General features: G+C 42.0%; 18 protein-coding genes and 3 tRNA genes. 2 read left to right on the top strand and 19 right to left on the bottom strand.

Going from position 1 to position 22,726, the window contains the following annotated elements:
- Positions 1-22: 22 nt before the first annotated feature.
- Positions 23-98 (bottom strand) — tRNA-Val (locus EDC41_RS06390).
- 48 nt (positions 99-146) lie between these two features.
- A tRNA-Val gene (locus EDC41_RS06385) sits at positions 147-222 on the bottom strand.
- A 174-nt stretch (positions 223-396) separates the two neighbouring features.
- Here EDC41_RS06385 and gltX point away from each other — a divergent pair.
- Both gltX and EDC41_RS06375 read left to right on the top strand, forming a co-directional pair.
- Positions 397-1,836 carry a glutamate--tRNA ligase gene (gene gltX, locus EDC41_RS06380; RefSeq protein ID WP_006249723.1) on the top strand — a complete coding sequence of 480 codons (1,440 nt, stop codon included), beginning with the start codon at positions 397-399 and terminating at the stop codon, positions 1,834-1,836.
- A gap of 80 nt (positions 1,837-1,916) precedes the next feature.
- Positions 1,917-1,992, top strand: a tRNA-Ala gene (locus EDC41_RS06375).
- 46 nt (positions 1,993-2,038) lie between these two features.
- Here the strand turns inward: EDC41_RS06375 and recN are convergent.
- The 17 genes from recN to mraZ all read right to left on the bottom strand — a co-directional run bounded on the left by recN (position 2,039) and on the right by mraZ (position 22,701).
- On the bottom strand, positions 2,039-3,721 hold the full coding sequence (gene recN, locus EDC41_RS06370; RefSeq protein ID WP_006252428.1) for a DNA repair protein RecN: 1,683 nt from the start codon (positions 3,719-3,721) through the stop codon (positions 2,039-2,041).
- 172 nt (positions 3,722-3,893) lie between these two features.
- Positions 3,894-4,814 (bottom strand): UDP-3-O-acyl-N-acetylglucosamine deacetylase, encoded by a 921-nt coding sequence (gene lpxC / locus EDC41_RS06365; protein ID WP_006252429.1) that lies wholly within the window; start codon positions 4,812-4,814, stop codon positions 3,894-3,896.
- 31 nt (positions 4,815-4,845) lie between these two features.
- Positions 4,846-6,093 (bottom strand): cell division protein FtsZ, encoded by a 1,248-nt coding sequence (gene ftsZ / locus EDC41_RS06360; RefSeq protein WP_006249726.1) that lies wholly within the window; start codon positions 6,091-6,093, stop codon positions 4,846-4,848.
- 32 nt (positions 6,094-6,125) lie between these two features.
- Positions 6,126-7,397, bottom strand: a complete 1,272-nt coding sequence (gene ftsA / locus EDC41_RS06355; protein WP_006252430.1) for a cell division protein FtsA — start codon at positions 7,395-7,397, stop codon at positions 6,126-6,128.
- 22 nt (positions 7,398-7,419) lie between these two features.
- The gene (locus tag EDC41_RS06350) at positions 7,420-8,211 is read right to left on the bottom strand and encodes a cell division protein FtsQ/DivIB (protein WP_006253187.1); all 792 of its coding nucleotides are present in this window, start codon (positions 8,209-8,211) and stop codon (positions 7,420-7,422) included.
- Positions 8,211-9,122: a D-alanine--D-alanine ligase gene (locus EDC41_RS06345; protein ID WP_006252432.1), complete on the bottom strand. Its 912-nt coding sequence runs from the start codon at positions 9,120-9,122 to the stop codon at positions 8,211-8,213. Before EDC41_RS06345 ends, EDC41_RS06350 begins: the two co-directional genes overlap by 1 nt.
- Before the next feature lie 89 nt (positions 9,123-9,211).
- Positions 9,212-10,639 carry a UDP-N-acetylmuramate--L-alanine ligase gene (gene murC, locus EDC41_RS06340; RefSeq protein WP_006252433.1) on the bottom strand — a complete coding sequence of 476 codons (1,428 nt, stop codon included), beginning with the start codon at positions 10,637-10,639 and terminating at the stop codon, positions 9,212-9,214.
- 75 nt (positions 10,640-10,714) lie between these two features.
- On the bottom strand, positions 10,715-11,770 hold the full coding sequence (murG, locus tag EDC41_RS06335; RefSeq protein ID WP_006252434.1) for an undecaprenyldiphospho-muramoylpentapeptide beta-N-acetylglucosaminyltransferase: 1,056 nt from the start codon (positions 11,768-11,770) through the stop codon (positions 10,715-10,717).
- A 118-nt stretch (positions 11,771-11,888) separates the two neighbouring features.
- The gene (gene ftsW / locus EDC41_RS06330; RefSeq protein WP_006249731.1) at positions 11,889-13,067 is read right to left on the bottom strand and encodes a putative lipid II flippase FtsW; all 1,179 of its coding nucleotides are present in this window, start codon (positions 13,065-13,067) and stop codon (positions 11,889-11,891) included.
- The gene (gene murD, locus EDC41_RS06325) at positions 13,067-14,368 is read right to left on the bottom strand and encodes a UDP-N-acetylmuramoyl-L-alanine--D-glutamate ligase (RefSeq protein WP_006249732.1); all 1,302 of its coding nucleotides are present in this window, start codon (positions 14,366-14,368) and stop codon (positions 13,067-13,069) included. The genes ftsW and murD overlap by 1 nt, the downstream gene beginning before the upstream one ends.
- Positions 14,369-14,431: 63 nt before the next feature.
- Positions 14,432-15,514, bottom strand: coding sequence for a phospho-N-acetylmuramoyl-pentapeptide-transferase (gene mraY / locus EDC41_RS06320; protein ID WP_006252436.1), 1,083 nt, complete (start codon positions 15,512-15,514; stop codon positions 14,432-14,434).
- A gap of 20 nt (positions 15,515-15,534) precedes the next feature.
- The gene (murF, locus tag EDC41_RS06315; RefSeq protein WP_006252437.1) at positions 15,535-16,929 is read right to left on the bottom strand and encodes a UDP-N-acetylmuramoyl-tripeptide--D-alanyl-D-alanine ligase; all 1,395 of its coding nucleotides are present in this window, start codon (positions 16,927-16,929) and stop codon (positions 15,535-15,537) included.
- Between the two features lie 466 nt (positions 16,930-17,395).
- A complete protein-coding gene (gene murE, locus EDC41_RS06305) occupies positions 17,396-18,886 on the bottom strand; it encodes a UDP-N-acetylmuramoyl-L-alanyl-D-glutamate--2,6-diaminopimelate ligase (protein WP_006251638.1) in 1,491 nt (496 codons plus the stop codon).
- 8 nt (positions 18,887-18,894) lie between these two features.
- Complete coding sequence (locus tag EDC41_RS06300) at positions 18,895-20,955, bottom strand: penicillin-binding transpeptidase domain-containing protein (RefSeq protein WP_006251637.1); 2,061 nt, start codon at positions 20,953-20,955, stop codon at positions 18,895-18,897.
- 3 nt (positions 20,956-20,958) lie between these two features.
- Positions 20,959-21,270 (bottom strand): cell division protein FtsL, encoded by a 312-nt coding sequence (gene ftsL, locus EDC41_RS06295; protein WP_006249737.1) that lies wholly within the window; start codon positions 21,268-21,270, stop codon positions 20,959-20,961.
- Between the two features lie 18 nt (positions 21,271-21,288).
- Positions 21,289-22,227, bottom strand: coding sequence for a 16S rRNA (cytosine(1402)-N(4))-methyltransferase RsmH (gene rsmH, locus EDC41_RS06290; RefSeq protein ID WP_006251636.1), 939 nt, complete (start codon positions 22,225-22,227; stop codon positions 21,289-21,291).
- A gap of 15 nt (positions 22,228-22,242) precedes the next feature.
- Positions 22,243-22,701 (bottom strand): division/cell wall cluster transcriptional repressor MraZ, encoded by a 459-nt coding sequence (gene mraZ / locus EDC41_RS06285; RefSeq protein WP_006249739.1) that lies wholly within the window; start codon positions 22,699-22,701, stop codon positions 22,243-22,245.
- Positions 22,702-22,726 lie beyond the last annotated feature (25 nt).

Raw genomic sequence — 22,726 nt, 5'->3', positions numbered from 1 at the left:
AAACGAAACACTTAAGTTGAAGTGGTGGGCGATACCGGTCTCGAACCAGTGACCCCCTCCTTGTAAGGGAGGTGCTCTCCCAACTGAGCTAATCGCCCGTTTTCAAAATTAGATTGTGATACAACAACGAAACACTTAAGTTGAAGTGGTGGGCGATACCGGTCTCGAACCAGTGACCCCCTCCTTGTAAGGGAGGTGCTCTCCCAACTGAGCTAATCGCCCGCTGTTGTGGAAGTGAATTATAGAGATTTTTGCTGTTTCGTCAAACCCTTTTTGTTCTTTTTACCCCGTTTGCTGATTTTTTACCCCGCAAATTTAATTTTTTACTATGATTCACCCTCAAGCGTAGTAAAATAGATAAGTTTTTCTTAAGAATCATCAATTAGGCAATATAAAATGAAAATTGAAACCCTTTTCCCCTTAGATCCGAATGTAAAAGTCCGTACCCGTTTTGCACCTAGCCCAACTGGCTACTTGCACGTAGGTGGGGCGAGGACCGCGCTCTACTCTTGGTTATATGCTAAGCATAATGATGGTGAATTTGTGTTACGTATTGAAGATACCGATCTTGAACGCTCAACCCCTGAGGCAACCGCCGCTATTTTAGAGGGTATGGAATGGCTGGATTTGGCGTGGGAACACGGCCCATACTTTCAAACCAAGCGTTTCGATCGCTATAACCAAGTGATCGACCAAATGTTAGAAGCCGGCACGGCATACCGTTGCTACTGCTCGAAAGAACGTTTAGACGAAGTACGTGCAGAGCAAGAAGCAAATAAAGAGAAAGCGAAATACGATCAGCACTGCTTACACAATCCGCAAAACGACCCGAGCCAACCACATGTTGTGCGTTTCAAAAACCCGACCGAAGGCTCGGTAGTATTTGACGATGCGGTGCGTGGGCGAATTGAAATCGCCAATAGCGAATTAGATGACTTGATTATTCGCCGTACTGACGGCTCGCCGACCTACAATTTCTGTGTGGTGGTGGACGACTGGGATATGGGCATTACTCACGTTGTGCGGGGTGAAGACCATATCAACAATACACCACGCCAAATCAACATTTTGAAAGCATTAGGAGCACCAATCCCAACCTACGCCCACGTTTCAATGATCAACGGCGATGACGGGCAAAAACTCTCCAAACGCCACGGTGCGGTGAGCGTAATGCAATATCGTGATGACGGCTATCTACCGGAAGCCTTAATTAACTACCTTGTGCGTTTAGGCTGGGGACACGGCGACCAAGAGATTTTCTCTCGTGACGAAATGATCGAGCTGTTCGACATTCATTCAGTCAGTAAATCGGCAAGTGCATTTAACACTGAAAAATTACAATGGTTGAACCAACACTATATCCGCAGTCTTGCCCCAAGTTATGTGGCAAAACATCTTGAATGGCATATGCAAACTCAAGGCATTGATTTCACAAGCGGTCCAAAATTGGAAGAAATTATCCCTGTACTGGGCGAACGTTGCAAAACCTTAAAAGAGCTTGCCGAAAGCAGCCGCTATTTCTATCAAGAATTTAAGGCTTACGACGAAAAAGCTGCCGCTAAAAACTTCAAAGCCGAAGCCGTTGCTCCACTTGCAAAATTATTGGAAAAATTGACCGCTTGCAATGACTGGACGGTGGAAAATATCCACGAGGCAATGAACCAAACCGCTGCCGAGCTGGAAATCGGTATGGGCAAAGTCGGTATGCCGTTCCGTTTAGCGGTAACAGGAAGTGGGCAATCGCCGTCAATGGATATCACCGCCAAATTAGTCGGTAAAGAAAGAACCTTAGCTCGCTTACAAAAAGCGATTGAGTTTATTCAGGCGAATAGCTAGTTTTTAATCAATCAACACCTTGCTTGATTAAAGCCATTGACATCTTCAAGCGGAAAGCATATTATTCCGCTTGTATCTAAGGGGGTATAGCTCAGTTGGGAGAGCGCTTGCATGGCATGCAAGAGGTCATCGGTTCGATCCCGTTTACCTCCACCAAATTCATAATCGCATCAATATTCATTGATGCGATTTTTCTTTTTGGCTATTCGTTATTTTTCGCTAAATTTAGCATTTCTTTTGCATTAGCTAAAACCGTTTCGGTGATTTCGCTTCCGCCTAATAGTCGAGCCAAGGCGTGAATACGCTCTGCTTCTGTGAGTAATGTCATTTGCGTTTCAGTTTGATTATTTTCTACATATTTTTGTACATTAAACTGCTGGTTGCCGTAACTTGCCACTTGAGGTAAATGGGTTACACATAATACTTGGCATTTTTCGCCTAGCTTACGCAGTAGCTTTCCGACTGTAGTGGCAGCAGAGCCACTAATCCCAACATCAACTTCATCAAAAATAATAGTTGGCGTAGAAAGTTTATTTGCGGTAAGCACTTGTACTGCCAGAGAAATGCGAGATAGCTCACCACCAGAAGCAATTTTTGCCAGTGGTTGGGCTTGTTGTCCTAAATTGCTGCGTAAATTAAACTCGACATAGTCAGCACCATTTGCAGACATTTTTTCAAGATTATGTTCTATATGAATAAAGAACTCACCGTTTTCCATTGCTAAGTGTTTAATTTGTTTTGTTACTTGTTCAGAGAGCTTATGTGCGGCATCTAGACGTTTTTGGTAAATTTCTTCTGCTAATGTTATACACTCTTGGTAAGCTTGTTTTTCATTTTGAATGAGTTGTTCTTCATTATCTTCAAAATCCAGTAATTCCTGTAGTTCTGCTTTTAATGTCGCGTGATATTGCCATAATTCATTCGGTTGAATATGGTGTTTGCGTGCTAACGATATAGTTTGTGCAATTCTATTATCCAGCTCCTGTAGTAATTCCGGATCTTGTTCAATTTTACTGGCTAATTGAGCCACTTCGGAGCTTGCTTCTTGAATCTGAATCAGGGCCTCATTAAGCATATCTAAAATGCCCTGATATTGGCTATCAACCTCAGCCAAGTTTTCTGCATTGCGTAACGCTTTATAAATCAGACTGTTTGCATTGATTTCATCATCACTTAATAAGCGTGTGATTTCATCTGAAAGCTCAGTAAGCTCCTCGGAAGAAGACAAGATATTGTATTTCTCTTCCATTTCTTCAAATTCGTTTGCTTTAATTGCAAATTCATCTAATTCCTCAACTTGATATTCTAATAGCTGTTTGCGAGCTTCATTTTCTTGGCACTGTTTTTGGAAATTTTTTACCTGCTTATTCAGTTCTTTCCAATTCCCATATTGCTTTGCCATCTTCATCAATAGAGGCTGTAACGTGGCATAATGATCGACTATTTCAAGTTGATATTCGTTTTTTAGGAGTAATTGTGGTGCGTGTTGCCCATTTAAATGAATAAGATATTGCCCCAACTCTCGAAGTTGTGAAACAGGTAATGATCGGTTATTTACAAAGGCTTTTGAGCGTCCATCAATATTAATCATACGGCGTAAGATACACTCTTGAGGATTATCTTCATCAAGCAGTTCATGCTCTTGTAGCCATAAATAAGCAGGGCTATGTGGCTGCATAGTAAAGGTTGCACTTATATCTGCTTTGTCCGAACCGTTTCTAATCATCCCACTTTCAGAACGATAACCCAAGCATAGCCCTAAGGCATCAATAGCGATTGATTTCCCGGCACCGGTTTCACCGGTAATAACAGACATACCTTCATTTAATTCAAGAATAAGATGGCGAACAATCGCAAAATTATTAATAGTAAGTTGAGTAAGCATAATACATCACACAAGATTAACTGTATGGGTATATAGTACAACTGTTTTTTTAAACAGTAAATAGATAAGGGCGAAAAAATCGCTAATGAGGCGGGTTGCAAGCGGTTAAATATTAGAAAAAATTTGCAAAATAAAAGACGAACATTTCTGTTCGTCTTTTAAGCCATTTAGACTAAATAAAAATTTCTTGTTGTACTTGGTAACCTTGTGGGACTTCTGCTTTATCTTCAAAGGTAACAAACTCCCAAGCGTTTTTATTTTCCAATACAGTTCTTAATAATTTATTATTAACGCCATGACCTGATTTATATGCACTAAATTCACCTAGGATATTATAACCACACATATATAAGTCACCTATCGAATCCAGCATTTTATGGCGAACCAGTTCATCTTTAAATCGTAAACCGTCTTCATTTAGAATTCGGTAATCATCTAATACAATAGCATTATCAAGGCTTCCACCTAATGCAAGACCAATAGATTGCAAGTATTCTACATCCTTCATAAATGTAAAGGTTCTCGCTCGACTTAGTTGCTGAATAAAGTTCTCAGCAGAAAAATCAATGGAATAGCTCCCTACATTTTTGGGGATTAATGGGTGCTCAAAGTCAATAGTGAAGTTCAATTTAAAACCTTTATTGTATGGTTTTAATTCGGCCCATTTATCGCCTTCTTCAACGCGTACTGTTTCTTTAATGCGAATAAATTTCTTCGGTGCATCTTGTTCTTCGATTCCGGCATCTAATAAAAGATAGATAAATGGGCTTGAACTACCGTCCATAATCGGAATTTCAGGTGCATCTACTTCAACAATAACATTATCTAAGCCTAATGCTGACATTGCTGCGTTTAAATGTTCTACTGTTGAAATACGAACACCATCATCATTTACCATACATGTGCATAATTGTGTATCACGAATAGAGTCTGCGCTTGCAGGGAAATAAACGACAGGCTCTAAATCGGTACGGGCATAAATAACTCCTGTATTAGCTGGGGCAGGGCGTAACGTTAAGGTTACTTTTTTGCCGCTATGTAAGCCAATACCTGTTACTTTTGCTGCTTGTTTTAATGTTCTTTGTTTAGTCATATTTTGTCCTTACTTCCGAAATGAGTGGAAGTTATTGACTATTTCTCATAAAACCCGGAATTGAATTTGGGTTAAAAATTTGTGCTGTATCAACCGATTGTGGTTTTGGAGCCACAGGTTGTTGTAGTGGTTGTGGTTGACCACTAAATTGATTTGGCTGACCATAACTTGACGGTTGAGTAAAGTTTGGTTGTTGTACCGCATGGTTTGGCTGAGTAGGCTGTGTAGCTTGAACATGATTTCCTTGCTGTGCATATACTGGCTGAGCCTTATGTGGCATATGTAGAGCTTCCTCAGGTTGGCCTATTCCTGTTGCGACAAGAGTGACACTCACTTTTCCATCCATTTCAGGGTAATAGTTACAACCAAATACAATTGCGGCATCTTCTGTTGCAAAGCCATAAATTAAGTCCATCATAGCATAAACTTCTTCTAATAAGAAATCTGTCCCAGCACTAATGTTGATGAGCATACCACTTGCACCTGAAATATCCACATTTTCAAGTAATGGACTAGAAATGGCATCATTCATTGCTTTTTCCGCTCGTCCTTCACCAACTTCACCTTCAGCAAAACCTGTACCAATCATAGCGTGTCCCTTACCAGACATTACTGTACGAACATCCGCGAAGTCCACGTTAATATCTGCACCGGTAGAACCGCCCGAACTGGTAATCATATTGGTAATACCAAGCACACAGTTACTTAAAACATCATTTGCTGCGGCAAAGGCATCTACTGCTGTTGTTTGCTTACCTAAACCACGTAATTTATCATTAGGAATTATAATAAGAGAATCAACATATTGAGAAAGCTCTTTAATGCCTTGGTCTGCAAAGCGCATACGGCGAGGCCCTTCGAAGCGGAAAGGTTTTGTTACAACGCCTACAGTTAGTGAGCCTTGCTCTTTGGCAATTTGAGCAACAACAGGGGCTGCTCCGGTACCGGTACCTCCACCCATACCAACAGCAATAAAGGTCATATTTGCACCTTTTAATGCATTAGCGATAGCCTCACGATCTTCTTCGGCAGCTTGTTTTCCTACCATTGGATCAGCACCTGCACCTAAACCTTTAGTTGTACTTGCTCCAATTTGGATAGTTTGGCGTGTGGTTCTTTTTCTTAAAACTTGAGCATCAGTATTTACATCAAAGAATTCAACACCTTTAATATCATCGGCAGAGCGAGACATTCTGTCTACGGCATTACCGCCACCACCACCAACACCCACTACCTTAATGATAGCATCTTGCGTTTGTTCAATAATAGGTTCAAACATTTTTATCTCCCTGCGTGTTTATTTTAACACTATTAAAATTTTGATTTGAAGAAGTCAATGATTTTCTTGGTTCCACGACCAATAGGAGCAAAGATATCTTCATTAGAATCTGTACTTGTACCTTGTTCAGTATAATTATAGTGGCTATATTGTAAAAGCCCTAATGCTGTTGCATATTGTGGTTTATTCACATAATCGGTTAAGCCAGTAATATTGAGTGGATATCCAACACGAACTTGTGAACCAAAAATTGATTTAGCACATTCTACAATATCTTCAATTTGTGAGCCACCACCAGTAATGACTACACCGGCAATTAACTCTTGTTTTATTCCTTTTTGGAAAAGTTCATGGCGTAATTGGGTTAATTCCTCTTCAACAACTTTTAGCAAATCGTTATAACATTGTGAGGTAACCGTTGCCACCTGAGCTCGGGTAAAGATTCTTGCCATCCGTCCACCTAGTCCTGCCACCTCAATTTTTTTATCTGAATTATGGGTTGGAGGCGAAATTGCGCTACCATAACCTACTTTAAGGCTTTCAGCTTCAGGGCGAGATGTCGTAAATACACGAGCCAAATAATCAGTAATGTTATTACCTGCAAATGGAATGACTTTACTGTATCTTAATGCTCCATCGGTATAAACTAGTACATCCATCGTACCGCCACCAATATCAATTAAGCAAACACCCAGCTCTTTTTCATCTTCAGTTAAAACAGAATAGCTAGAGGCAAGACCTGAAAATACAACTTGATCGACTTTTAATTTAGCATGTTCAACCGCATTTTTTAAGTTTTTTAACCAAGCTTGATGGCAAGCAATTAAGTGTGCTTGAACTTGTAAACGCATACCCGATAAGCCAATTGGATTTTTAGTCGCAGGCAATCTATCCACGTAATATTCTTGTGGAATCATGTGTAATGTTTCTAAGCCATCTTGTAATTTAATTGCCTTTGCCATATCCACAGCACTTTCAATATTATCTTGGGTAACAATACCTCCAGATAATGTTGATGATCCTGCTTCATTTAAACCAACAATATGCTGACCTGAGATTGCCAGTGTTACACCCATAATTTGACAATCGGCAATAGATTCCGCCTGCTCAATGGCTCTTTGAATAGAATTAACGGCAGCGTCAAGATCAATAACGCCACCTCGATCGACTCCTTTAGAAGGGCAAACGCCAGCTCCCATAACATTAATTACACCATCAGGTAATACTTCACCAACAACGGCAACAACCTTTGATGTCCCAATGTCAAGACCAACGATAATTTTTGATTCTACTGCTTTTGTCATAATGTTTTTGTGTTCACTGAGTTTAATTTTTTATAGGACTAAATCCAACCGCCGCGCCATGTGGATAACGTAAATCAACATAAGCTAATCTATTACCTTCAGGTATATGAATTTCAGGAAAGATTGTTACAAAACGATCAATTTTAGAAGTCCATTCCCCTCTTCCTAATCTTAATTCTACTTGATTAGAAAGCCTAATTGTCCAAGAACCTCGATTATCTACAGAAACGGAGGTTAAATCCAAGTTGCGGGCATTTAGATCAGCTCGGATTTTATTCCATGCCTCTAATACACTTTTTCCTTCCGTATCTGGACCATAGAGTAATGGAAGTCCATTTTTATCGATTCTGTCTTTCGGTAAACTAAAGACGGTTCCTTGTTCTGAGACAAAGTTAGTATCATTCCAAATTGCAACGGGTTTATGTTCTAGCAAAGTAATACTTAATCGGTCGGGATAAAGTTTACGAACAGCCACATCTTTAACCCAAGGTATAGATAAAAGCTTATCTTTGACCTCTTTAATATTTTGTCCGAAATATCCTTTTAGAGCAGGTTCTTTAGACAAAGTTTCACGAATATCTGCATTTGTTGTAAATTGTGTTTTATGTGTTAATGCATAAGCGCGAATCGGTGTTTTATCCCAACTTTCGAGTATATTTTGCCAATTACTATACACACCGAATATAAATAGTGTACATAATAACACAATTAATGGCTTAATGAATACTAGCCATTTACGTGGAGAAACAGGTGTTTTTGGATTAAGAACATTCAAACGCACATTTGTGCTGTTCTTCTTGCGGAAGATGCCCATTAAGCACTTAACTCCAATACGCGTTCAACTAATTTTTCAAAGGAAATACCAACTGTTGCTGCCGATTTTGGGAAAATACTGTGACTGGTCATTCCCGGGTTGGTATTTACTTCAACCAAGCGGAATTTTCCTTCGCCATCTTCCATCACATCAATACGGCTCCAACCTCGACAGCCAACCACATCGTAAGCCGCTTTCACTAATTTGGCGACCTCTGCTTGGCGTTCGTCATTTAATGCCGGTACTACATATTGGGTGTTATCCGACACATATTTTGCGTGGTAGTCATAAAATTCGCCGTCCGGAATTACTTGTACCGCCGGTAGAACTTGTCCGTCTAATACCGGTACAGAATATTCATTACCGGCTAAAAATTCTTCCACCAACACAATGGAATCAAACTTTAATGCCTCGTGAATTGCCGGTGCCAATTCTTCTTTGGTTTTTACTTTGAATACACCCACACTTGAGCCTTCACACGAAGACTTCACAAATACCGGCAAGCCTAATTTTGCAATAATTTGGTCAAAATCGACCACTTGTCCACGCTGAACCACCACCATATCCGCTGTTGGTAAACCTACTGCATTCCATAATAATTTAGTCCGGAATTTATCCAGCGTCACTGCTGATGCCATTACGCCACAACCGGTGTAAGGAATACCCATTTGCTCTAACGCACCTTGCAGTACGCCATTTTCACCAATACCGCCGTGTAAAATATTAAATACACGCTGAATCCCTTTTTCTTTTAATTTTTCAATCGGGAATTCTTTAGTATCAATGCCTTCTACGTTATAGCCTAAACTTTTTAATGCAGCTGTTACCGCTGCACCAGAATTCAGTGAAACTTCACGCTCTTGCGAAACGCCACCGAATAAGACGGCAATTTTTTCGTTTTTAATACTCATTTGAAATCCTTTAAATATATACCCTCTCTCTGAAAAATACTTCTGAACGAAGTATTTTTCGGTCTCTCTCCCGCAAGGGGAGAGAGTATTTAATTTTTCCAGCTCTCAGCCAAGCCACGAGAAATGCGGCTTACACTGCCCGCACCTTGTGCCAAAATTAAATCACCGTCTTGAATAATTTGATCTAATACCTCGCCAAGTTGATCGGTATCTGAAACCAAAATCGGATCGACCTTACCTAAATTACGGATTGAACGGGCTAAGGCTTTACTGTCTGCCCCCACAATCGGAGCTTCGCCGGCAGCATACACATCCAATAAAATCAAGGCATCGACTTTAGACAGTACTTGTACAAATTCATCGAATAAATCACGGGTACGAGAATAGCGGTGCGGTTGGAAAATCATCACAACACGTTTACCTTCCCAGCCTGAACGAGCGGCTTGAATGGTTACATCAACTTCAGTTGGGTGGTGGCCGTAGTCATCAACTAACATAATTTTGCCGTTCGGGCGAATAAATGAACCTAATTGGTCAAAGCGGCGTCCTGCCCCTTGGAAATCAGCTAAAGCAGCTAAAATCGCCTCATTGCCAATCCCTTCTTCTTTTGCCACCGCTAACGCAGCGGTTGCATTTAAGGCATTGTGCATACCCGGCACATTCAACAGCACATCAATTCGTTCACCGCTTGGGCAAACTACGGTGTAATGCTCTTGGAAGCCGGTTTGCTGGTAATCTTCAATTCGGTAATCCGCATTTTCGCTAAAGCCATAGGTAATCACTTGTCTGCCGACACGAGGAGCAATTTCCATTACCGTTTCATCATCGGCACACATTACCGCTAAGCCGTAGAAAGGTAAGTTACGCAAAAATCGTACGTAAGTCTCTTTCATTTTCTCAAAATCGCCACCATAGGTGTCCATATGGTCAGGCTCAATGTTGGTTACTACCGACACCATTGGCTGCAAGTGCAAGAAAGAAGCATCACTCTCATCGGCTTCGGCAATTAAATAACGGCTCGCCCCCAAATGAGCATTTTTGCCGGCAGATTTTACCAAACCGCCATTCACGAAAGTCGGATCTAATTTTGCTTCGGTGTAGATCATTGAAATCATTGCGGTTGTAGTGGTTTTACCGTGTGTGCCTGCAATCGCAATGCCGTGGCGAAAACGCATAATTTCGGCAAGCATTTCTGCTCGGCGAATCACCGGAATTCGAGCTTCTCGAGCGGCAATAATTTCAGGGTTGGTTTCATCAATCGCAGTAGAAACCACCACCACACTCGCCCCAGCAATATTTTCTGCTTGGTGTCCGATAAAGACTTTCGCTCCGGCTGCGGATAGACGTTGTGTAACCGCTCTGTCTGCAATATCCGAACCTGAAATTTGGTATCCCTCGTTTAATAACACTTCCGCAATGCCGCTCATACCGGCTCCGCCAATCCCGATAAAATGAATTTGGCTGACACGACGCATTTCAGGCACTAATTTTTTGACTTTATCTTGGAAATTTTTCATTTATTGTCCTTTTAATCTATTCGCAAGCGGTTACATTTTGCAAAATTTTTACCAAAAACGACCGCTTGTAGTAAGTTAATTCGCTTCTTGAATAATCACTTCCGCTACACGTTTTGCTGCCATTGGGGTGGATTTTGCTCTGGCTCGCATTGCCATATCCAATAAGAGTTGGCGATTGGCAATTAAGGGTTCTAAGGCTTGCTGTAATGCCTTTGGAGTGAAATCGCTCTGTTCGATAATCACTGCTGCTCCATCTGCCGCCAAATAGTTAGCGTTTAAAAATTGTTGCCTGTCTTTATGTTGGAACGGCACAAACACAGCGGGCAGGCCTACGGCGGCAATTTCACACACCGTTAACGCACCGGAACGACAAATCACCAAATCTGCCCACTCATACGCGGCTTTCATATCATCAATAAACTCGGAAGCAATCCCATTGCCGGTTTGTTGATAGACTTCTTCGATACCGGCTAAATTACCTTTACCGACTTGGTGGCTGATAAACACATTATTACCCAACACTTTTGCCACTTCCGGCACGGTTTGGTTGATCACTCTTGCCCCTTGGCTGCCACCCATTACTAAAATGTTAATCGGGTAGCCTCGTTCGGCGAAACGTTCATTCGGCAGCGGAAGAGCAGATAAATCTTCACGTACAGGATTACCTACTACTTCGGCCTCTTTAAAAGCAGTAGGGAAAGCCTGTAACACCTTGCGGGCAATTTTGGATAGCCACACATTGGTTAGGCCGGCAACTGCGTTTTGCTCGTGTAAAATCACCGGCACGCCACATAATTTAGCCGCAATACCGCCCGGACCGGACACATAACCGCCCATTCCCAACACCGCATCAGGCTGATAATTTTTAATGATTTTGCGGGCTTGCATCACCGCTTTAAAAATAGCAAACGGTGCTTTCAACAATGCTGCAACGCCTTTACCCCGCAAGCCTGAGATTTCAATAAAATCAATCTCAATACCGTGTTTCGGCACAAGAGTGGCTTCCATTCGGTCTTTCGTCCCCAGCCAGCGGATTTGCCAGCCTTGTTTTTGTAGCTCTCGAGCTACGGCAATTGCAGGGAAAACGTGCCCCCCTGTTCCACCTGCCATTACTAATAATTTCTTCGCCATTTTCAACTCTTTTTTATTCTAAAACGTGCTATTTTACTGAATTTTTATGCTTTCCAGCTAATACAAGCGGTCTCATTTTTGTAAAATTTTGCAAATTGTAACGTTGCAGACCGCTCGGCTAGATGGTTTTAATTTTTGCGTGCCCGATTCGCTCGGCACGGTTTTCGTGGTCAATTCGTAGCAAAACTGCAATCGCAATCGACATAATTACCAAACTCGAACCACCATAACTCACTAATGGGAAGGTTAAGCCCTTCGTTGGCAGCAAACCTGATGCCACCCCTAAGTTTACGAAGCCTTGTAGGAAAACCCAAATCGCAATCCCAAATGCCATATAGCCTTTAAAACGCTCTTCCAGCACCAAAGATTCTTTACTGATTTTTAAGGCTCTCACCGTTAATAGAATAAGTAAAAGTACGATGCAAGCAATACCAAAGAAACCAAATTCTTCACCAATAACCGCCATTACAAAGTCAGTATGTGCCTCTGGCAAATATTCTAGCTTTTGTACCGAATTACCTAAACCTTGTCCCCAAAATTCACCTTGTCCAAATGCCATTTGTGAGTTCGAGAGCTGGAAACCGTCGCCATAAGCATCAGCAAACGGATCCATAAAGGAGGTAACACGTTTTAAACGGTATTCCGAGGTTAAAATCAACACCGCAAATAACACCGTTCCCACCACGCCTAAAAACATAAATTGCATAATTTTTGCCCCCACAATGAAAAGCATTGAGAAAGTGAGAACAAATAATACAAAGGTACTACCTAAATCCGGCTGCAAAATCAGCAAGAAGCCGAATAAGAATAAAATCACTGCCGGTCGCCAGAAACTGGCTTTTTCTTTACGAATTTCATCATATTTACGTACATAGAAACTGGCAAAATAGCAAATGACCGCTAATTTGGCTAATTCTGCCGGCTGAAAGTTGAGAATACCCAACGGAATCCAACGCACTGCACCATTAATTGAGCGGCCGAAAATGAGTACGGCGATTAAAAAACCGATTGAAATAAAAAACAGTGCCAAGTTATGCTTTTCCCATTTTTCAATTGGAATTTGTACAAAAACATAACAAAAGATAATTGAAGCAATAATATACAGCCCGTCTCGAATCGCAAAATAAAATGGATCGTTATTCAACCTTGTGCTAACTGGGAGTGAAGCAGATGTTACCATCACAAAACCGATAATTAGCAGGCCTAAAAATAGCCAAATTAGAGTTCTGTCATAAAGTGAATTAGAAGGGGTTAATCTGACCCATTTATCCCATTCCGACTTAATTCTTTCTAACATTATGCGTGCTGTCCTTGTGCTAATGCCATAAATACCTCGCCACGTTGCTCAAAGTTTTTAAACTGATCTAAACTGGCACAAGCCGGAGAAAGCAGTACCATATCGCCTTTTTTCAGTTGTGGGCGGATTGCTTCAATTGCTTGCTGCATCGTTTCAACCAACACACTTTGTTCGCTTAATTCTGCCAATGCCGCTCCATCTTGCCCGAAACAATAGCAGACAATATTTGGCTTATTAATTAATGGTTTGAGTTCGGAAAAATCCGCAGCCTTGCCGTCACCACCTAAAAGTAAATAAAGTGTACCGGCAATATTCAAGCCGTTTAATGCCGCTACCGTGCTACCCACATTGGTCGCTTTGGAATCATTGACCCAACGCACGCCATCATTGGTTGCCACCGCTTGGAAACGGTGTGGCAAACCACCATAAATTTGCAAAGCTTTCACAATGCCTTCACGAGGAACATTCGCCGCTTCTGCTAATGCCATCGCCGCTAACGCATTCATCTCATTATGACGGCCGCTAATCAGCATCTGTTTAGTTTGGATAATTGCATCATCGCCTGAATAAAGCATCTGATTGCGTAGGCTATATTCCGCATTTTGTTCTGCAAAACGAATCACTTTTTTGACCGCTTGTATCGGGTAAGTTTGGGCATCTTCACCGTTTACGATGATATTTTCCGCATTATCGTAAATCCGCAATTTCGCTTGGCGATAGTCGGCAATCGAATCGTAGCGATCCATATGATCTTCGCTAATATTTAAAACAGTGGCAGCTTTTGCTTTCAGTGAATAAGTTGTCTCAAGCTGGAAGCTGGATAGCTCCAGCACAAAAAGGTCATAATCGCCCTCCAGCAAACTTAATACCGGCACACCGATGTTGCCACCCATTCCCACTTTAATCCCCGCTTGCTTCGCCATTTCGGTAGTTAAAGTCGTTACGGTACTTTTGCCGTTTGAACCGGTGATCGCAATAATCGGAGCTTTCGCTTCCCGACAAAACAGTTCAACATCACCGACTATTTCAACACCAGCTTGAATCGCTTGCTGAATTTCAGGTGTGGCAACGGCTAAACCTGGGCTAATTACAATAAGATCAGATTTCAGCAACCATTCACTGTTTAACCCACCGGTATGCAACGGAATAGTTACGTCCAATTTATCCGCTCCGGCTGGGTTTGCTCGGGTGTCAATCACTTGGATATTGGCATTTTTTTTCTTAAAGAAATCCACACAAGATAACCCTGTTGTACCTAAGCCGATAATAGTAACGGTTTTGTTTTCGTATTGTTTTTGCATAATTTATTCTGTAATTTAAAAATAACATAAGGTACATTATCTCAATGCACCTTATTCAATCAATTAACGTAATTTCAATGTTACTAAGCCGACTAAAACCAGCATTAGCGTGATAATCCAGAAACGCACGATAACCCGTGGTTCAGGCCAGCCTTTGAGTTCAAAATGGTGGTGAATTGGAGCCATTCGGAAAATACGTTTTTGGCGTAATTTGTATGAACCTACTTGTAAAATCACCGAGAGGGCTTCAACCACAAATACACCGCCCATTACCACCAATAATAATTCTTGGCGAACTAATACTGCAATCACGCCTAATGCACCGCCGAGCGAAAGTGAGCCAACATCGCCCATAAACACCTGTGCAGGGTAGGTGTTATACCATAAGAACCCTAAACCTGCTCCCACAATCGCAGTACATAAAATAACCAATTCACCGGCATTTGGAATAAAAGGAATATGTAAATATTGTGCAAAATTAAAGTTACCGGTTGCCCACGCAATTAACGCAAAGGCAGATGCGACCATAATAGTTGGCACAATCGCAAGCCCGTCTAAGCCGTCCGTTAGGTTTACCGCATTACTGGTGCCGACAATCACGAAATAGGATAACACAATATAAAATAAACCGAGTTGCGGCATCACATCTTTAAAAAACGGCACGACTAATTGTGTTGCAGCGGTATCTTTACCCACCGCATACATACCAAACACCGCCACTAATGCGATAGCAGATAACCAAAAATATTTCCAACGGGCAATCAAACCATCGGTATTTTTACGAGAGATCTTACGATAATCATCAACAAAGCCCACTGCACCGTAGCCAAATAGCACAAACAGCGTGAACCAAACATAGGAATTACGCAGATCTGCCCAAAGCAATGTACTCACCCCAATCGCTGCGAGAATCATCACTCCGCCCATTGTTGGCGTACCACGTTTTTTGAAATGGCTTTCCGGTCCGTCATTACGCACTTCCTGACCAAATTTTAAGATCTGCAAACGGCGAATTACTTTCGGCCCGATCCAAAGCCCGATTCCCATTGCAGTTAATAATGCCATAATGGCACGGAAAGTAATATAAGAGACAACGTTAAACGCTGTGTTATATTGAACCAATAGTTCTGCAAGCCAAACTAACATTGCTTAGTCCTTAAAAATAATTAGAAATTTAGGTTAAACGGTTTACACAATTCGGAAATCACGGTTTCCATTTTCTGGCTACGAGAGCCTTTTGCTAATAATACAAGCGGTTGTTTTTGTTCGATTTTTTGCAAAATAATCGGCAGTAGGAAATCAACCATTTGCTGTTTATCGGTAAAATGATGTTCTGCCTGTTGGCTGATTACCGCACTTTCTTTTCCAAAGCTCACGATTAAATCTAATGCTGCATTTTTGGCAAAATCCGCTACTTCTTGGTGGCATTTGCTACTTTCTTCACCCAATTCCGCCATATCACCCACTGCAAAAATACGATAAGCCGGATAATTTTCCAAAACAGAAATCGCCGATTTCATTGAATCCACATTGGCGTTGTAAGAGTCATCAATAAACAAACAGTGGTCGTTAATTTGCACCGGATACAAACGCCCTTTTACCATTGAACGCTGCTCAAGCCCTGCCTTAACTGCTTCTAGCGTTGCCCCAACAGACATCGCCAGCGAAGTTGCCGCTAAGGCATTGCTCACGTTATGTTTGCCCAAATAAGGCAGATCAATAGCAATTTCGCCCTGTGGGGTATGTAGCGTAAAGCGTGAACCGCTTAAATGCAGTTCTACATCTTCCGCCCAGTAATCTGCGTAAGAATCCGAATCTGACCCGATATAAGAGAAAGATTGCATTTCCCGTGAGTCAATCTCTTTTTGCCATTGCGGATAATAAAAAGCTAAATTGACAATCGCTTTGCCATTTTCTTTCAAGCCACGATAAATTTCGCCCTTGGCTTGTGCCACGCCTGCTAATGAACCAAACCCCTCTAAATGCGCCGCAGCCACATTATTCACCAAGCAGGCATCAGGCTGAGCGATAGCGGTGGTATAAGCGATTTCACCGATATGATTTGCCCCCAGCTCAATGACCGCATATTTATGCTGTTCGGTTAAGCGAAGCAAGGTCATCGGTACACCTAAGTCATTGTTTAAGTTACCAAAAGTATAAAGCACTTCCTGTTCGCAAGCGGTCATTTTTTGCAGAATTTTTGCCGTCATCTCTTTGACGGTTGTTTTGCCGGAAGAACCTGTCATCGCTACCGTTTTCGGGTTCAGCTTAGCTTTTAACCATTTCGCCAATTCCCCCAATGCCAAACGGGTATCTGCCACCACAAGTTGTGGTACATCAATTTCACACTCACGCTCAACCACAACCGCTACACAACCTTGTGCGACTGCATTTTGAAGATAGTGATGAGCATCAAAGTTCTCGCCCTTTAATGCAAAAAATAAGCCGTTTTCAACCGCTTGTCGGGTGTCGGTGCTGGTGGTTTCTACCACAGTTTCGCCATTGCCGATCAATTTGGCATTTAGGATTTCAGCGATTTGTTGGGTGGTTAGTTTTATCATTGATTTATCTTTTTCTTTATAAAATTAATTACGAGCATTTTGTATTTGTCACTGTCACTTTTCTTTGCTTGTGCAAAGAAAAGTAACCAAAAGAAAGCACACCCTGCTTCGTTGCTATCCTCACTTGGTTGAAATTTTCTTAACGAAAAATAACCCTGATGTTCGCTTCGCTCTCGCTCGGGTTATTTTCCTAAAAATTTCAAGTCGTTCGGGCAACTCAGAAGGGAACCCGATCCGACCATACAAGCGGTGATTTTTTTGAAAAATTTTGCAAAATGATGCTCTGCCGGGTTCCCTTCTGAACCGCCTGAGCGACTTTGAATTTGTAGGAAAAATTCCTTGTTTGAGCAGCGAAGCGGCGAGTTTGGAATTTTTTCGTTAAGCAAATTCAAACCAAGCGAAGACAGCGGTGAAGTAGGGTCGCCTTTCTTTGGTTACTTTCTTTGGCGAAGCAAAGAAAGTGACATTAAAACAGATATTTCCTTGCCGTTTCCTGATCCGAAAAATGTAACTTCTCTGTGCCAATAATCTGATAATTTTCGTGACCTTTGCCTGCGATTAGAATCACATCTGTGGCTTTAGCTTGCTCAATGGCGGTTTTAATTGCCTCTTCACGATTGTGGATAATTTGTTGGGGTTTACTAAAACCTTTCACAATATCTGCCATAATCTTTTGATTATCTTCGGTGCGAGGGTTGTCGTCTGTAGCAATCACTTTATCGGTTAATTTCTCGGCAATCGTCGCCATTAATGGGCGTTTGCCGGCGTCACGGTCGCCGCCACAGCCGAAAATGCACCAAAGTTCGCCTTCGCAATGTAAACGAGCCGCTTGTAGGGCTTTTTCGAGAGCATCCGGGGTGTGAGCATAGTCCACAATCACCATTGGTTTATTTGGAGCGGTGATACATTCCATTCTGCCTGCTACGCCAACTAAATTCGGTGAAGTTTTAATCAGATCTTGAATATCAAAGCCAAGAGCTAAAAGTCCGGCAAAGGCGGTAAGCAGATTATTTACATTGAAAGCCCCGATTAAACGGCTATGTAATTCTCCATTTCCCCAGCTTGATTTAAACGCAATGCTTGCCCCTTGCAGGGTAAATTTCACTGCCGTGGCTTTGACAAAGCGATGATTGCTATCAAACTCCGGATCAGTACTTACCGCAACCGCATTCGGTAATTGTGTCAGCCATTCACGCCCGATTTCATCATCGGCGTTAATCACCTGAGCTTTAGTGCTTAATTCGTTGAAGAGACGGAATTTGGCTTGGGCATACTCTTCCATCGTGTTGTGGTAATCGAGATGATCTCGGCTTAAATTCGTAAAGATCGCCAAATCAAAATCTAAGGCTTCCGCTCTAAATTGAGCCAAACCGTGAGAGCTGACTTCCATCGCACAAAAATCCGCGCCAAGTTCAACAAAGTTGGCAAGATTACGCTGAATTTCAATGGCGGAGCCGGTGGTATTTACCGCTTCTTGCACTTGTCCGTACAAACCGTTGCCGATAGTACCCATAACTGCCGATTTTCCACCCAATAAATTATGCCATTGTGCCAATAATTGAGCGGTAGTCGTTTTACCGTTCGTACCGGTAATGCCTGCTAAAGTCAGCTTGTGTGACGGGTTATGGTAAAAAGCCCCTGCAATTTCAGATAGCAATTTTGGCAAATTCGGTACTGAAACAACCTTGCAACAAGCGGTACGATCTAGATTAAATTTTGCAAATTTTGAATCAAGCTCAGCTTCCGGCTGATCTTCATCAGCCTCAGCCAAAATAATTGCTGCTCCTTGTTCTATCGCATTCGGAATAAATTTTCTGCCATCGACTTGATGTCCTTTTAAAGCAACAAAGAGATCACCGGCTTGAACTTGGCGACTATCAAGTGTCATTTGTTTTAGCTCGGTGAGTTCTTCCACCCAAGCATCAAGTTCTGTCAGAAAAGGGAGTAAACGTTTCATAGCTAACCTTAATTGATAGGGCGTTCTAATTTAATTTCACGCACGGCACTTTGGGTATTTTCCGTTAAGTTATCCGGCTTAATATTACGTTGTTTTAAGGTGTAACCCATAATGCGTGAGAACAGTGGTGCAGAAACAAAGCCACCATAATAGTTGCCTGCTTTAGGTTCGTTGATTAATACCACTAATGCAAAGCGAGGATCGCTTGCCGGGGCAAGCCCTGCGGTATAAGCAATATATTTTTCAACATATTTGCCTTTTTCTAATTTGCGTGCTGTACCGGTTTTGATGGCTACACGGTAGCCGTCCACCGCTGCACGGTGTCCGCCTTCGCCTTTAGCCGCAACGCTTTCCATCATATGCACGACATCTCGGGTGGTTTTTTCCGGTAGCACCCGTTCGCCAATCACCGGCGGATCGACCTTGGTAATCGAAAGTGGGCGATACAGCCCGAAACTTCCTAAAGTCGCATAAGCACGGGCAAGTTGTAATGGGGTCACATTTAAACCGTATCCATAGGAAAGGGTAGCACGTTCAATATCCGCCCAGCGTTTGCGATCACCGTTCGTACCTCGTTGTTCACCCAAGCCTAAACCGGTGTCTTTACCGAAACCGACTTTCGTGTAAGTATCCACTAACGCATTTGCCGGCATTCTGAGAGCTAATTTACTGACCCCGATGTTACTGGATTTTTGCAAGATGCCGGTAAGCGTAAGGCTGTCCCTTGGAGCAACGTCTTTAATTGTGTGTCCATTGACGACAAATGGGCGAGTGCCAATAACTTCATCACGATAAGTTACCCCATTTTGTAATGCGGTTAATACGGTAAAAGGTTTCACCGTTGAACCCGGTTCAAAAGTGTCGGTAATAGCACGGTTACGCATTAATTCAGGTTTAAAACTATCCCGTTTGTTTGGGTTGAATGAAGGGGCATTTGCCATTGCCAAAATTTCGCCGGTTTGCACATCAACCAAAACCGCAGTGCCTGATTCCGCATTATTTTCCTGTACCGCTTTTTTGATTTCACCGTACACCATAGACTGCAATTCTTCATCAATGCTTAACATAACATCTTGCGGATCGTACTGTTTCTCCGAACGGATATTTTCCACAATATTGCCTTTGGCATCTTTTCGGATAATTTGTTTACCGTTTTTGCCGATAAGTAAGGAATCAAAACTACGCTCCAGCCCTTCCAAACCGTGCATATCATCTTTATCAGTAAAACCGATCAACTGTGAAGATTCTTCTGCCAGCGGGTAAAAACGGCGTGATTCGACTTTAATCACTAATGCATCAATATCTAGTTCTTTTGCATATTCGCTGATCGCTTCAGATTGATGACGGGATAAGTAAAGGAATCGCTGGCGGTTTTTGCTATAAAGCTCGTCCATTATGTCATTATAGGAACGGCCGATTTCTTTGCTTAACGCTTGGAATTTCTGGCGTTCTCTTACTAAATTTTCGTTATCTAAACGTAAAAAAACCGAGCTAGGGTTATTCCGTACTTTTTCTATTAAACTGTTGTAATCCAAACCTGTAACTTGGGCAAGCTGAGTCCAATAACCTTCACTTTTAGTATTTAAAATAGAACGTGGATCAAAATCTACTTTTTCTTTTGAAAAATTTTTCTTTTCAATAAATTTATTAACGTTTGCCTCAATTTTACCTTTTGATGTTTCCATTTCAATCGCTAAGGCACGCCAGCTTTCGTTAGAACGACGCAGCTTAGTATCAAAGTATTCTCTCGGGTCAAGTGTTAATGAGTACATTGGCACACTAATAGAGAGAAAACGCCCGCTACGATCTAAAATACGTCCACGGGTAAATTGGAGTTCTTTAGTACGAAGTGAGCGGTTATTAGCCTCTTTAATTAATCTTTCAGAGTCAAAAAGCTGAATATAGGCGGTTTGTGCTAGTAAGCCACCAACCATTAATAGCATAAAAAACACAACCACTCTAAAGCGAGTAGGTAAAAAACTCGGTGTTTTTTTACCTTCTGCTTGTTGAGGCTCTGCTTTTGCGACAGGAGCTTCTTGCTTACGTTTTAATTTAACTGATTTAACCATTTTTTATTCAACTAAAATAATTTCTTGCTCTTTTTTAATCGGCTGTAATCCGAACGATTTAGCGGCGGCATCAACTCTTGCCCGACTGCTTCTGCTGTTTTCTTCTAATTGCAGATTAGTATATTGGCTTTCCAACTTTTGGTTTGCTTGAATCAGTTGCCCTTGTTCGCTCACCGATAAACGAGTCTGGTGGGTTATCCAAATCGTAGCCACTGCTGAAATCACTACACCAATCAACAATAAAAGAGCCACTTTGTTATGGCTAAAGATATCATCAATGATGATTTGATGTAACGGATAACGTTCGTTCGACATATTCTTCCCTATTTACTGTTAGCGTTTTTCGGCAATCCGCAATACCGCACTGCGTGAGCGGGCATTTGCTTCAATTTCGGCTTCGCTCGGCATAATCGCTTTGCCAATGGTTTTCAGCGGAATATTTTTGGTTAGCTCTGCTTCTAAAATCGGTAAACCACGGGGTACGTCCATTCCTTTACTATGCTTACGCACAAACTGTTTCACCATTCGGTCTTCTAGAGAATGAAAGCTGATAATCGACAAACGCCCTTCAGGGGCTAACACCGTTAATGCGGAATTTAAAGCTTTTTCCAGCTCGTCTAATTCACTATTGATAAAAATGCGAATTGCTTGGAACGAACGGGTTGCAGGGTGTTTATGCTTATCTTTAAACGGCACCGCATCCGCAATAATTTGCGCAAGCTGCAAAGTGCGGCTGATTTTTTCATTTGCAGATTTATTGTAAGAAACGACCGCTTGTGCAATCCGTTTGGCAAAACGCTCTTCGCCAAATTCTTTCAATACCCAAGCTAAATCTTCTGCCGAAACTTGGGCAAGCCACTCGGCTGCCGATAAGCCTTTGGTGGTATCCATTCGCATATCAAGCGGCCCGTCACGCATAAAACTAAAGCCTCGTTCGGCTTCGTCAAGCTGCGGGGAAGACACACCTAAATCCAATAAAATACCGTCAATTTTGCCCACCAACCCCATTCGTTCACACAGTTCGGGAATGGCAGAAAATGCCGTATGTTCAATTTGAAAACGAGGGTCACTAATCGTTTGAGCTTCGGCTATCGCTCGTGGGTCACGATCAGTTGCGATTAATCGCCCATTTTCGCCCAGTTTGGATAAAATCAAGCGAGAATGCCCGCCACGCCCGAAAGTACCGTCAATATAGATACCGTTAGGCTTAATTGCCAAGCCGTCAACCGCTTCGTGCAATAATACTGTAATATGTTTTGGGTTCTCGCTCATCTCAATTTCCAATTACTAGAGAGACAGGTTTTTCAATGCTTCGCAGTCTAAAATTTCTGCCGAACTGCCAAAAGCAAGATCTTCGGCAATTTGTGCTTGCCATTGTTTATCTTGCCAAATTTCAAATTTGTTTAATTGTCCAACCAGCATAATTTGTTGCTCTAATTGTGCGTGTTGGCGAAGTGTAGGGCTAAGCAGTATTCGCCCTGCCGAATCCATTTCACATTCGGTAGCAAAGCCTTGCATTACTCGCTGAATACGGCGTTGAACAGGGTCAAAATTAGATAGTGCCAACAATTTCTGTTCAACCATTTCCCATTCGTGAAGTGGGTAAAGCAACAAACAAGGCTGGCGGATATCCACAGTGCAAACTAAGATCCCGTGATGTTTTTCCAATAGCTCGGCACGATAACGGGTCGGAATAGCGATCCGCCCTTTGCTATCAATGCTGATTGAACTTGCACCACGAAACATTTTACTGATTTACCTTTTTAAATGA

Source organism: Mannheimia haemolytica (assembly GCF_004342115.1).
Classification (GTDB): domain Bacteria; phylum Pseudomonadota; class Gammaproteobacteria; order Enterobacterales; family Pasteurellaceae; genus Mannheimia; species Mannheimia haemolytica.
Note: the sequence above shows the minus strand (reverse complement) of the source record. Positions and strands in the feature narration are given on the sequence as shown.